Source organism: Actinomycetota bacterium (assembly GCA_041658625.1).
GTDB lineage: Bacteria > Actinomycetota > JAHEXW01 > JAHEXW01 > JAHEXW01 > JBAZZW01.
The window spans coordinates 293,214-306,246 of the sequence record JBAZZW010000002.1 but is presented as its reverse complement, the minus strand read 5'-3'; the positions used below and the strand labels follow the sequence as shown (position 1 = coordinate 306,246).

General features: G+C 49.2%; 13 protein-coding genes. 2 read left to right on the top strand and 11 right to left on the bottom strand.

What is annotated here, in order from left to right; all coding sequences use genetic code 11:
- Window positions 1-59 precede the first annotated feature (59 nt).
- The 7 genes from WC891_06415 to ispH form a co-directional block, all read right to left on the bottom strand.
- Window positions 60-899: a methyltransferase domain-containing protein gene (locus tag WC891_06415; protein ID MFA5867573.1), complete on the bottom strand. Its 840-nt coding sequence runs from the start codon at window positions 897-899 to the stop codon at window positions 60-62.
- Between the two features lie 107 nt (window positions 900-1,006).
- Complete coding sequence (locus WC891_06410) at window positions 1,007-1,525, bottom strand: DUF4352 domain-containing protein (GenBank protein MFA5867572.1); 519 nt, start codon at window positions 1,523-1,525, stop codon at window positions 1,007-1,009.
- A gap of 181 nt (window positions 1,526-1,706) precedes the next feature.
- Window positions 1,707-2,207, bottom strand: coding sequence for a DUF4352 domain-containing protein (locus WC891_06405; protein MFA5867571.1), 501 nt, complete (start codon window positions 2,205-2,207; stop codon window positions 1,707-1,709).
- Window positions 2,208-2,285: 78 nt separating this feature from the next.
- Window positions 2,286-3,308 carry an NAD(P)H-dependent glycerol-3-phosphate dehydrogenase gene (locus WC891_06400; GenBank protein MFA5867570.1) on the bottom strand — a complete coding sequence of 341 codons (1,023 nt, stop codon included), beginning with the start codon at window positions 3,306-3,308 and terminating at the stop codon, window positions 2,286-2,288.
- Window positions 3,305-3,925 (bottom strand): glycerol-3-phosphate 1-O-acyltransferase PlsY, encoded by a 621-nt coding sequence (gene plsY / locus WC891_06395; protein ID MFA5867569.1) that lies wholly within the window; start codon window positions 3,923-3,925, stop codon window positions 3,305-3,307. Before plsY ends, WC891_06400 begins: the two co-directional genes overlap by 4 nt.
- Before the next feature lie 36 nt (window positions 3,926-3,961).
- Window positions 3,962-5,275: a ribosome biogenesis GTPase Der gene (gene der, locus WC891_06390; protein ID MFA5867568.1), complete on the bottom strand. Its 1,314-nt coding sequence runs from the start codon at window positions 5,273-5,275 to the stop codon at window positions 3,962-3,964.
- Between the two features lie 21 nt (window positions 5,276-5,296).
- On the bottom strand, window positions 5,297-6,154 hold the full coding sequence (gene ispH, locus WC891_06385) for a 4-hydroxy-3-methylbut-2-enyl diphosphate reductase (GenBank protein ID MFA5867567.1): 858 nt from the start codon (window positions 6,152-6,154) through the stop codon (window positions 5,297-5,299).
- Between the two features lie 204 nt (window positions 6,155-6,358).
- Here ispH and WC891_06380 point away from each other — a divergent pair, with 204 nt between their 5' ends.
- Both WC891_06380 and WC891_06375 read left to right on the top strand, forming a co-directional pair.
- A complete protein-coding gene (locus WC891_06380) occupies window positions 6,359-6,562 on the top strand; it encodes a cold shock domain-containing protein (protein MFA5867566.1) in 204 nt (67 codons plus the stop codon).
- 63 nt (window positions 6,563-6,625) lie between these two features.
- Entirely contained in the window at window positions 6,626-7,438 is an 813-nt protein-coding gene (locus WC891_06375; GenBank protein ID MFA5867565.1) for a prepilin peptidase, read from the top strand.
- A 249-nt stretch (window positions 7,439-7,687) separates the two neighbouring features.
- Here WC891_06375 and WC891_06370 read toward each other — a convergent pair whose 3' ends face one another.
- From WC891_06370 to WC891_06355, 4 genes are all read right to left on the bottom strand, one after another.
- The gene (locus tag WC891_06370; protein MFA5867564.1) at window positions 7,688-8,173 is read right to left on the bottom strand and encodes a hypothetical protein; all 486 of its coding nucleotides are present in this window, start codon (window positions 8,171-8,173) and stop codon (window positions 7,688-7,690) included.
- Window positions 8,174-8,858: 685 nt separating this feature from the next.
- Window positions 8,859-9,614, bottom strand: coding sequence for a HEPN domain-containing protein (locus WC891_06365; GenBank protein MFA5867563.1), 756 nt, complete (start codon window positions 9,612-9,614; stop codon window positions 8,859-8,861).
- A gap of 142 nt (window positions 9,615-9,756) precedes the next feature.
- Entirely contained in the window at window positions 9,757-11,982 is a 2,226-nt protein-coding gene (locus WC891_06360; protein ID MFA5867562.1) for a hypothetical protein, read from the bottom strand.
- Window positions 11,983-12,070: 88 nt separating this feature from the next.
- Window positions 12,071-13,030, bottom strand: a complete 960-nt coding sequence (locus WC891_06355; GenBank protein MFA5867561.1) for a DUF5655 domain-containing protein — start codon at window positions 13,028-13,030, stop codon at window positions 12,071-12,073.
- Between the last annotated feature and the right edge of the window lie 3 nt (window positions 13,031-13,033).

Genomic DNA, 13,033 nt, shown 5'->3' with positions numbered 1-13,033 from the left:
TCCTTGGCATTTTTTGCCCTGGTAGTAGAATTCTTCACTCGCGTCACCTCCTGGCCTTGTTATGGTCGGGTAGCTATTATCTTAACGCTTACTATCGTTGAAGCCAAATCGGCAGCGGCCTCCTGGCTCATTTCGCCGGAAACCAAGGCTGCTTGAACTCGTTTGTCTCTTAGAATACGCGCCGCCGGCATCGCCGTCTCGTCAACAATCGAGATTTTCTTAAAACCGGCCTTTTTTATCGCCTTCCTGATGTCTTCTTTTTTGAACGCGTTCTCCAGGAATTCCGCCGCGGCTACGGCAGCCCGCTTCTTCGACGCGGCGGCTTCCTTCGTAATCGCCGGTTCGCATAGAATTAGACGACCGCCTGATTTCAATACCCGGCCGAGTTCCTTAAGCACTCGAGCCTTATCGTAAGAAAAAGTAACCGCGCAATTGGTAATGACAACGTCGAACGATTTATCCGCCGCCGGTAGATTCTCGCATTCTCCCGGCCTTATCTCCACGGTTCCAGATTTGAAAGATCGCGCCGCCCCCCTGGCTTTGGTGACGTCTTCGGGCGCCTCCTCGATGCCGACGACAAGCCCTTTCTTCCCCGCCGACATACCGGCGATGAAACAATCGGCGCCGGTCCGGCAGCCGGCCACCATCACCGCCGAACCCGGTTTTATGTCCGAAACAGCCAACGGATTCCCGCAGCCGTCTAAAACATCTATGCCTTCCGGCAACAGAGCTATTTCATCGGGTCCGTATCCTAGCTCGGCCGCCGCCCCCAATAACGCTTGGAGGGCGTCGCCCTCGCTCTCTCTAATAGACGCGGCCCGCGCTTCTTCTTCGCGGATAGACTCCTGGTAGCCGCGGCGGGTCATTTTTCTTATCTCATGAAGGTCTTCGTATGGCAAAGTCACGCCTCCTCGTAAGCCATTATGGCAAGCGTTTGTTAAAAAGAAAAGAGGGCGGGTTCCCCCGCCCCCAGTAAGTCTTGTTTTTGTTCTGTTTCCCCGATTTGTTACATATTCAAATCGACATAAGCGAACGTCCGTCCGGTTATGCTGACGTCCTTAACCTTCGCCTTCAGGTCTTTCGCGTCCTTGCTAATGTCGTAGATCAGATAACCGGTTCCCGTTTGCCCGGCCGGCACAGGATTCTTTGTCAGGCTCTCTTTCCCGATCGCGGCGAGATATATGTTATTGTTCTTCGAGTCGAAGGTGTAGGAATTGCGATTGCCGTCCATTATCTCGATTTCCTCGCCGGTCAGGTTGGCGGCTTCTCCGCTATTGTTCTTCAGGCTGACCTGCAGCAGAACGAACTGCCCTTCAGCTTTAAATTTGCCGGCCGCGTCGGTCCTGTTTAGTTCCATCGACTTCTCGGCGCTCAGTATTTTCCAGACGCCCTTGCCAACAGGCGCGTCCTCTTTCAGATTGTAGGTTTTTGTTCCGCCGCCGCCTCCGCCGCCGCATGCGACCGCGCCAACAAGCAGCACTAAGACACTAATCGCCGCTATACCGAACACCTTGTATTTCTTCACTCCGCCACCACCCTTTATTCAATCCATTCAACAGGTACAAAGGCGTTATCGTCTTGCCAAGACTGTAACTTTAGTAACTTTATCACATGTGAAATTTTAGTCAAGAAACAAAAGACCGGCCCGCGGACGCTGTCCGCAAGCCGGTCTTCATGATTTTGTCTTTATTATAGAGAGCGCGTTATTAGAACCCTAAAGAGACCAAGGCGCTTTTACTTGAAGTTACATCCGGGTCGCGAACCCGTAATTTAAGGTCTTTCGCCGCTTCCTCGACATCAAACGCGACCCAACCTGTGACCGTTTCTCCAGGCTCCACGCGTCCGCCCATCAGCCCGTCCTTACCCATCGAAGTCAGAAAGGTGTTGTTCTCCTGCGCGTCGAAATTGTATATCTTGTTTTCGCCGCTGACGATCTCCAGTTCGACGCCCGTCAAATTAACAGCGTCGTTACTAGTGTTCTTAAGCTGCGCCTGGACGAAAACAAATTGTCCAGTGGCCTTGGAGCCCGACGGCGTTACCTTCATGTGCTCGACCGCCAGGACTTTCCAAACTGATTTACCTACGGCGACCTCGTCTTTTACTTGGAAACTTTTAACGCTGGCGCCGTCCGAACTGGCGCAACCTGCGATCAACGCGGCTATGGCAAGGATGGAAATACCTGCAAGCAGAGCGACTTTATTTCGCATTGCGAGTGCCTCCTTTGTACCTTATGTTACGAAGTCAGTATATCAGATACATCGGCACTTGTTAAGCAAAACTTAATATTACGTAACAGGGGTCGCCAGTTCTTCGCTTTCTTCTCGGGCGGCGCGGCTCATTAAATCCTTCAGACAGTCGAGCGGAAGGCGTTTCTCATAAAGAACCTCATAGACATGTTCAGCAATCGGCATGCTCACGCCGTATTTTTCGGCCAGTCCCCGGACCGCCCGGCTGGTTTGCACGCCTTCGGCGATCATGTGAATATCCGCGTAGATCTCGTCAATGGTCTGTCCTTTGGCAAGCCGTTCCCCGACCAATCGGTTGCGGCTGTGTTGACTGAAACATGTTACAACCAGGTCGCCGACGCCCGCCAGGCCGCTGAATGTCAATGGGTGGGCGCCCAAGGCCGTACCCAAACGCGTCATTTCCGCCAAACCCCTGGTAAGTAGCGAGGCTTTGGAGTTATCCCCGAATCCCAGTCCGTCCGACATACCGGTTGCCAGGGCGACGACGTTCTTGGTCGCTCCTGCTATTTCCACACCTATAAGGTCAGGATTAGTGTATACGCGGAAATACGGCGTCATATAGGCTTCCTGAAGCGTCTTTGCGACCTCCCTGTCATAGGCGGCGATCACCGTCGCGCTGGGAACCTCCTTACCGACCTCCTCGGCGTGGTTCGGCCCCGATAAAACCGCCAGGCGGCGGCGCGCGGCCGATCCGAGCACGTCTTCTATAACCTCGGTCATCCTCATGAAGCTGACGTTTTCGACACCTTTGGTTTGGCTGACGATTATCGTCTCCCGCCCCATATGCGGTTTTGCCTTCTCGATCACCTCGCGCATGGCGTGTGAGACTACGACCATAACGGCCGCGTCGGCGTCCGCCAAGGCTTCGGCCATGTCGTTCGTGGCGTTAAGGTCCTTAGGCAGGGGCATATCCGACAGGTACATCGGGTTGCGATGTTTCTCGTTTATCCCGGCGGCGACTTCCTTCTCAAGCGCCCATAGCCTTACATCGTGGCCCTTCTTGGCCAGCAATCCGGCCGTGGCCGTGCCCCAGCTGCCCGCGCCTATTACCGCTATCCTCATTTGTCCAATTTCACCTTATGCCCTATCTTCGTCTCTTCGCCTTTGAAGAGCCGGACCACGTTTTTCCTGTGCGTAAAAATAACCATGCCGGCACCGACTATCGCGAACAAGATGACCGGCCAAGGCTCATGAAAGTAGATTACCATAAGCGGGTACATAATCATGATAATGACACTGGCTAGCGACACATAACCCGTAGCCGCGATCAATATTCCCCAAAATATGAATAAAGCGGTCGATATCTGCCACGTCAAACCAAGGCTGACGCCGAAACCCGTGGCCACGCCCCGGCCGCCCTTGAACTTGAGAAACACCGGCCAGTTGTGCCCGCCGACGACGGCAAAACCGGCCAGAACGATTGATATGTCCGGCAGCTTCAGCAACCGCGCGGCGACCACCACAAAAACGCCTTTCAAGAAATCCCCGGCTACGGTCAAGGCCGCCGCCAGTTTGCCGGCCGTCCTTAACACGTTTGTGGTGCCTGTGCTGCCGCTGCCATACTTTCTTATATCGACTCCCTTGGCGATCCGCACAATAACGTATCCGAAAGGAATCGCCCCTATAAAATAGGCTGCCCCCACTACGGCTATTGTTTCTAATATGACTCTTGCGTCCAATTAATCATCCTCATGCTCTTAGCTCGCGGCCCTTAGCTATTTAGTCTTTCTTTCCTTGGCTCTAAAACGTAATCTAATCGGACTTCCGGTAAAATCAAAACTTTCCCGGAGGCGGTTCTCGACGGTTCGCCTGAATCTTTTACTGACCAGGCCAGCCGTCCGCCGCGCGCTTAAGAAGAACACGATCGTCGGCGGCTCTATAGTCGCCTGTGTGCCGTAAAGGACGCGCCAGCTTTTGCCCCGGTCGCTGCCCTCGAGCGACCTTTTGTTGTCCTCAACGAATTTGTTAAGATCCGACGTCGGAATGCGATCGCGATAGGCGTCGATCACCTCATCGACCAGATCGAATATCTTGCCCAGGCTTCTGCCGGATAAGGCCGAGACCGTAACGACCGGCGCGTACGAGACGAAGTGTAGTCGCTCTTTCATGTCTTTCAGGACTTCCTCGGCCGACTCGCCTTTTATCAGGTCCCATTTATTAATGAGGATTATACAGGCCCGGCCTCTTTTGGCGATGTCCGCCGCTATATGCTGGTCCTGCTCGGTAACGCCTTCGCCGGCATCTATTACCAGAAGAGCGACCTCGGACCTCTCCAGCGCTTCGATCACCCTGAGCGAACTGTAATACTCCACGTCGTCGGTTACCTTCGATTTCTTACGCAAACCGGCTGTGTCGACGACAAGATACGTCTTGCCGCCCTTGACGATCTTCGAGTCGATGGAGTCGCGCGTCGTCCCGGCCATCTCGCTGACAATCGCCCGCTCCTGTTCCAGCAAGCGGTTGAGGATGCTTGACTTGCCAACATTCGGCCGGCCGACGATCGCCAGGCGCGCCGCCGGCTTATCTTCCGGTTTTTCGTCAGGCAGAAGAGATGTGACAACGTCCAGCAAATCGCCGATCCCAATACCGTGAGCCGCGCTGACCGGGAACGGATCGCCCAAGCCAAGTTTATAGAATATCGTCTCGTGCGGCGGCTGCCCGGGATCGTCCCATTTGTTGACGACAAGAATGACGGGTTTCTCCGTCCGCCTTAGGATATCGGCCACGTCTTCATCCTGTCCCAAAAGGCCGTCCTTGGCGTCAACTATGAATAGGATGGCGTCCGCCTCGCGAATCGCGAACAGGGCTTGATCTCTGATTTTCTTGGTTAAGCCCGCGGTTTCGTCGAATTCCAGTCCGCCGGTATCGACAAGAGTGAAAGTACGCCCGTTCCAATCGGCTTTCAGATATTTACGGTCGCGCGTAACGCCCGGTTCAGCCTGGACGATAGCTTCACGCCGGCCGATAATCCGGTTTATAAGGGTTGATTTGCCGACATTTGGCCGGCCTACGACTGCCACAAGCGCCATTATATTTTTACCGCCCCGCGCTTAAGGCATTTTCTCGAGCGCCGCTACGACTTCTTCAAGGATATCGGTTGAAGTCGAAGCGCCTGTCGTTACGCCGACACTATCTCCCGGTTTAAACCATCCCGGATCGATCTCTTCGGCTGTCTCCACATGATACGTCGGAGTGCCGGTTTCCTTACACATCTCCGCCAGCCGCGACGTATTCGCGCTGTTCTTGCCCCCGAGCACCAGCATGACGTCAACCGAATCCGTTAACATCAAAGCGTCTTCCTGGCGTCGCGAGGTCGCATTGCAGATCGTATTATATACTTTGAGCTCGGCCACGGTTGACGCCAGCATACCGGCGATTTCTTGGAGCTTCTCGGCCGACTGTGTCGTCTGGACCACCAGGCCGACTTTTCGTTCCTTTTTCGGCACCAACGCCAGGTCTTCCGTCCGCTCGATAACCAAAGCTCGACCGCCGGCGTGACCCATGATCCCCAGAACCTCCGGATGGTCCTTCTCTCCCAGGATTACCACATAGTATCCGGCCGCGGCTAATTCCGCCGCTTTCTGCTGAGCCTTTTTTACGAACGGGCAGGTCGCGTCCAGGACATTCACGCCTTTGGCGCGCGCTTCTTCAATCGTTTCCGGCGCTACGCCGTGTGACCGGATAATAACCGTTCCGCAGTCGATGTCTTCCAGACTGCCGGCCACCCCGACTCCCTCGCGCCTAAGCAATTCGACGACCTGCGGATTATGAATAAGCGGACCTAGGGTGTTGATCGGTTCACAACCTGGTCCGGCAGCCGACCTGGCCATATCCAGCGCCCTTTTAACCCCGTAACAGTAACCGACCTGCCTGGCGACTTTAACTTTTAGTTTGTTGTTCTCCGGCAAATCCGGACTCCCTTTTCGCTTGAAACAATATCATTATTCTAGCAGTATCCTGGTTGTCGCGTGATGCCCCGCCTTATCACCAGCGACTATCTGCTTGACTAGACACTTTTAATACCGTATGATTTTTTTGTTCGCGTTTGAAGCCCTTTTCAAAAAGCGTTTCAAGCGAGCAATACGGTAGGGAGCAAGAAACGGAGGTACGTCTTGGAAAGCGGAACAGTAAAGTGGTTCGACAACAAGAAGGGCTACGGTTTTCTGGCGCGTGAGGGCGGCGAGGACGTTTTCGTCCACTACACCGCTATCGGCGGGGACGGCTACAAAAGCCTAACCGAGGGCCAGGCAGTCGAGTTCGAGATTGTTGACGGAGACAAGGGCAAGCAAGCCGCGAACGTAACAATCAAAGAATAACTTGCCTTGCGATTAAAGAGGGGCCCTCAGGGGCCCCTCTTTTTTTATGCTATATTGGACACCATGAATACCGTTGAGGTTCTTCTCGCCGTTTATATCTTCCTGATAGGTCTGGTCATCGGCAGTTTCTTAAACGTTGTCATCTATCGCGTGCCCAGGGGCGCGTCGATTTCCAAAGGACGCAGCCATTGCCCGGAATGCGGCCGGCCGATACGAGGTTACGACAACATCCCGTTGTTAAGCTATCTGATTCTTCGAGGACGTTGCCGCGATTGCGGCGCCAAGATCAGCTCCAGATATCCTATAGTTGAATTGCTAACGGGCCTTCTTTTCTTGGCCGTTTTCTTTAAGCAGTACTCGGGCACCACAGATATCCTCCGTTGGCCGGACCTAGTAATGTTAGTCGCTTATCTGTATTTTGCCGCCGTTATGGTCGCGGTCTCCTATATCGACGCCGACTTCCACATCATCCCCAACAGGATCGTCTATCCCGCCTTCGTTATCGCCGCGGTTCTGCTGGGCGTCGCCGGCCGCGATCCGTCAGCTTGGCTTACCATGCTTGTCGGCGTGGCGCTTGGCGCCGGTTTGCTTTTTATAATATTTTTGTTGGCTCCGCTTGTTTTCAAGAAACAGGGCATGGGTTTCGGCGACGTTAAGCTGGGCGCGGTTCTCGGCGTTTACCTGGGGGCGCCGGTCGTTCTGACGCTCTTCCTGGCTTCCATTATAGGCACCTTTTACGGAGCGATAATGATCGCCTCAAAGAAATTAAAATGGCAGGAGCATTTCGCCTTCGGGCCCTGCCTTTGCGTCGCCGCCTTGATCACATATTTTGCCGGCGACACCATCTTAAACTGGTACCTTAGTCTGTTTGTTTGAAAGAATACGAAGAGTACGAGGATCACAAGTACGATAGCTTTATTCTTCTAGTGAGCGTAGCGAATCGAGAAGTAAGAATAACTCATTGACTTCTGATATGTTCAGGTTTACAATTTAATAAAGGCGAACAAGTGTTCGCTGTCATACCACTACAGTAGGGATGTCTTCTTAAGCCGCCTCATGCCGGTCGTCTCCCCAGATGACCGGACGCCTGCTCAAAAGGTCTTAAGAGGCATCCTTACATTTTCCCTATAACGAATTTCCTGAGTCGTCAGTATATTTAAAAGTCCCATCGCTTTTTCGGACGACTTTATACGCCGCTCCCGCGTCATCTTTATACTTGAATGTAAATGTGTCCTGTCCGGCCTCTATGACGCCTACCTTACCGGTTCCGGGATCACCGTCAACCCAGTTAATCGAGGAGTCGATGTCCGCCAGGTCGCTCGCCGCCATACCGTCAAAAGTGCCGTCATTCTCGGCCGCGAATTGCTCCGCATCCATAGCCGAATTACGCAAAACGGACATAGCGGCCGCGCGGTCCGCTTTGTTGGTCGTATTTATGACGGCACTGCCCATCACGAAGGCAATAACGACAATGATGACGCAAGCAAGCAGCAAGACCGCGGCGCAACCTATCCCACCGATAATCCACCACTTATTGATGCCTTTCTTCTTTGCCTGGCTTGTGCCTCCCTGTTCTTGCTCCACAACAATCATCCCCCTTCCGGCTGGCAATAGAACCATTATTGCACTTATTTCTTAAAACAAAACCTTAAACTTGAATCGGGTGATTCCGTCATTGCGGGGAGCGTACAACGCGGCAACCTCTGAGATAACACGAACCTATCATAGAACAGTCATCCTGGGCTCGCGTTTTATACGAGCGCAGGAACTGAGACGCTGCTTACTCTCCAGGTAAAATCGTGCCCTGTAGGTCAGAAACATGAACAAAGATTAATTCTCGTGCATGGTGAATCAAGAACAAAAGCAGAAACAAAATCCAGGAAAAATCGTCCTTGGTGAATCAGAAACTAAAAAGGTTAAAAAGCACGACCTTACCCCGTCTACAACGAGTTCTCTGGTTAACCGGAGAACCGGAGAATCAGAAGACAGGAACCAATCAAGGAACAGTCATCCTAAGGAGGTCGGCGAAGGCGACCGACGAGGGACCTGACGCGCCACTTACTTTACCAACTAATCTCGTGCATGGTGGATCAGGAACAAAAACTAAAAAGGTTAAAAAGCACGACCTTACCCCTTTTTCACAATCTTGATTTCTTCTGGATTTAATCCGTAAAGCTCATAAACGAGCTGGTCTATTTGGCGCACAACCGCCCGATGTTAAGATACAAGACGTGACCCCTTAATCTGTCAATGACGCGGAACATTCTTGGGCAAGCTCATAAGCAAGCTGGTTGACTTAAAGCCTAGTCTCTACATGTTTCTTCATTTCGATCACAATCTCCAGAATTTCATTTGCTCTATCAAAGTCAAGCTTCCGCGTTGATTTTTGATAACGTCCTTCTATCCTAAAGCCGCTAAGTGAATTAAGGCTATCGCGAAACTTGTCAGGCGCATTTCCAAGTTTAACGTATCGGTTATAACCTATCTGAATTGCCTTATGGCTATCTTTTTTGGGCTGTTGTATAAGAAGCAACTCTGCCTTCGCAAGAAGCTCAGCTGCCGAGAAACAGTTGTCGGCAAAAGCAATAAACAATCCTTTCTTAAGAGCATACTTTGATAGCTCTACAAACTCCTGTGCAGCTATGAGATGACTTTTTACCTTTCCCCTGTTATACCTTGCGTCAAATTTCAAATACCACAATCTATTGAACTGGAAGGCGCTGATGTGTCCGGCATCTATTTCGTCGTCGGTCAGTCTTATTGTGTCCGGTAGAATATCTTCCACATCAGATAAAAATATCTGGTCCCCTTGTTTGAATGATGCTGTATCATTCTTCGTAAAGGTTGCAATAATCCTCGTCTCATCGTTTAGTCTAACTTCTGGCTTTAGTCGGTCGGGGAAAAACACAACCTGCCACTTTTTAAGAACAAAAGGTCTATCCACTAGTCCTTGCTTTTGTCTCCGCTCAATTTCAGGCTGAACCCACAAAGCCATGGCCTGTGACCAGAGAGCCTGTCCTCTTTCATCTTCAGGCTTTGCTATATCGCTCAATGGCATTTTCCTCAATCTTGATTTCTTCGGCTAATCCGTAAAGCTTATGAGCGAGCTTTATGTCTTGCCGGCCTTGCTTGACCTCTTTTCAATCGATGACCCGCTTTATTAAGAGACAGGGTCTTATTTAAGAGACAGGGTCTTATCCATTTGAAGCCTTCGTAAAAAGAGCAATAACTATCCAAGCACCTATACTTGCTATGGTCCCAACGACTAAGGGAATAAATATTGTTTTCTTCTTCTCTCTGAACGAAGCCATGAGACTTGTGTCTTTTAGAATTTCGTCGCGAGACCCTGATTTTTCCACTTTGCTAACTATCGCTATCGATATAACAAATGCAAAGCTAAGCAACGAAGGTAAGAAGAAAGCCCATTTATGTGTCCGCATGACCACCATATAGGCTCCAAGCAAAGCGGGGACAACAGATCCCAGAACTGCCTTAAACACCCACGCGACAATGAAGTTCTTAATGGCTTCTTGCTCTCTTACGCGAGCTAATTCATCTCCAAGTGTCTTAATTTCTTCCTCAAGCTTCTCTATTGCTCTTACGCCAGCTGTTGCATTAGATGAAGTCACCTGCATTGCACGATCTTTCTCCTCGATCACTGATATAAGATCCTTAATTTGTTGATCTTTCTTAGCGCTTTTAAGAGCCACACTTTTTGCTTTTTGCTTTTCTATTTCAAGCGCTTTCTGCGCTGCTTTATTCTCATCTATAATAGCCGCATGTACTAGTTGTGCTTGTTTCTCTTCGTCATCTCCTGACTTCAGCATTTTTCCTTGCAGAGCTTCATTCATTAGTATTCCGGATAATGTAGTCTCAGATAGGCCATCGATGTTCTCGTATCTAGACAACGTCTTCAAAATACGTATTGTCGCTCTTTCTGCGTCAGTGTCAAAACCATGGAACAGAAACGGCAATCTCAGGCTACTAACAATTGCTTCCTCAAATTCAGGCGTCCTTGGAATCCAGAATTGCAGCATCTGCATAAGTGATACTGGGCTAAGGCATATAGGCATGTTTCCAGATTGACTCAGTTGACGTTTTTTATCGTAGTTAATAAAGCGATAGTCTACAGTGACTATCCAAAACTCAGCATCTATTGGTGACTCCGTTCTTGCCGGTCGGATGTCTTTCACAAAATGCCATAATGTGAAATCATGAGCAAATTGCTCATATGTTTTCTTTCTGGGGGTCCCTTTCTCGTCTTGCTCTTCAAGAGCCCTCATGATGTCATCAACTACGGTTTGATCGGTTCCGTATTTGCTCAAATCTGCATTGTATAACTCGATTCCTTTGTCGGAGAGTATCTTTTGAAGCCCCTTAATGTAAGGGTTAAAATAGCTTTGAGCGTCGAAGCCACTTTTAGCTTTTTTTGCTTCTTCTACATACTTTAAAGCTAGCCCACTAAGGTTTCCTGAGGATGCTGCATTCGCAAGACTCCCGGTCATTCTTAGTCCGCCAAGATAATCACTATATGATGTCAGCACCCCACGTGTTTCATCAAGAGTTGGTGGCAATACTCGTAGCTGGATATCTACCTTGCCAGATAATTTAGACACTAAATCCATTAGCAAACGAGCAGCTTCATTGGATGGATTCTCATGAATTCCAAGAGCAGAGAAAATAAAATTAGTATCTAGGAATAAAATAAACTTCGGCGACTGTGTCTCAAGTCGCTGAAGTTCATCTAACGCGCTAGACTTTAGGTTCGTTGATTCTAGAAAGAAATATGCATTTAGCAAACGTAACAAATAAACTCTTATAGAAGAGTTTTTTGGATCCAAGAATGAAATGATGGCGTTTCTAAGTTGAGGTCTTGTTTCTGCGTCAAATCTATTTAGAAATCCTTGAAACGTCATCAAACGCCCAACTTTATCTTCAATACCAGCGCCGACGTCTGCTATCAGGTCATAGATATGGGCTCCCATTTCTTGAACTAAAGGTATAAGCATATCTTCTGAGAAATGTCTCCAGGTATCTTCCAGATCTAATTTTGGGCAGCATTTCTTTACGGCATCAGTGAATAATGATTTGACAGTTTCTTCATTCTTCTCGCTATCTTCTATTGCCAAATTCAATTCTCTTAGGCCATCTTCTGATATTTTGTATTTTCCATCCGGTAGCTGCACGATTTTTGATTCTTTTAAAAGACCAATAAGCTGTCGCTCCATACGTATATTGTCTATTTCAATACTAAACTCCTTTTGAAGCGAAACTAGAATTTCCTCTGTTGAAAGTGGGTCCGATGCTGCCCATAGCGTCGCCACTATGAATTGTTGAATAACTTTTTCCCACCAGTTTGTTTTGTTGAGTTCAATATGATGAATTAACGAAGCTATCTCCGCAGGTAGTGGTTTTGTCATAATTCCTCCACAATCTTGATTTCTTCGGCGGTTAGGCCGTAAAGCTCATAAACGAGCTGGTCGATTGACAGCTAAGTCAGGTTTTTGTTCAGGATTTAGGTACGGTAAACAGTCCGGCGGGAAGAGTCGGCACTGCCCCTAAATATGATTGTCTAATTAGTTGCATCGCCGCCGGTATCTCGGTCTCATCGCTAACATTGAAGTCATATAAATTTTCGCCCCAGTTGTAGGACGCAGGAACTGGCCTCAGTATTTTTAAGGGGTCGTTTGGCTTCTCGATTGTCACATACAACCGCAGTCTGTTCTTATAAATATGTATATCAACAAATTTTCTACTAGCGCTGAAACTAATATAATTCTTTGTTGCTTTAAGCGCGACGTCCGATCCTAGGGCAAGTATTTGTGCTTTTAATGTTATATAAAGGTCTACTGCTTTTTCTGACACACCTTCCATTAGGTCATCTTCTGAATATACTTTGACCTGGTCACTAACCTGCCTTATTGCTGGAACTCTGCCCGACAGGCTGTTGATTGAAGCTGTTGATCCCGAAACTTCGAGCCGGTTGTATAGGATTGTATTGTTTTCATATACTTTAACTTCCCAAAGCTCAATCGGAAGATCATTGAATCCCAGCGCCCCAAGTTGGTAGGCAGTAAATGATGGTGCAATAAATACCACCCTTGATTGACTCCAATCAATATCGCTCTTTTTGAGATTACTGCCCGCTCGCTCATTTAGCTCTAACACAAAGTCAGCTTGATTATTTAGAAGTAACTGCAAATAGCTAAACCCCTGATCGATAACACTATAATTCTTATCGCGCTTATACTCGATTAGGACGAAAGATTTTGCCTCTGCGTTATATGCAATAGTGTCTACTCGCAAATTCTGAAGCTGAAACTCTTTGTTGGTAGCCCCACAGATAAACTGAAGCCCAAAGACTTCCTCAAGATTCGCTTCCGTCAGCTTCTGAATATCGCGCTCCAGGTCAATCTTTTTTTCGCGTATTAGCTTCAGACTGTTTTTACTTTTGCTAAATATTGGCATATT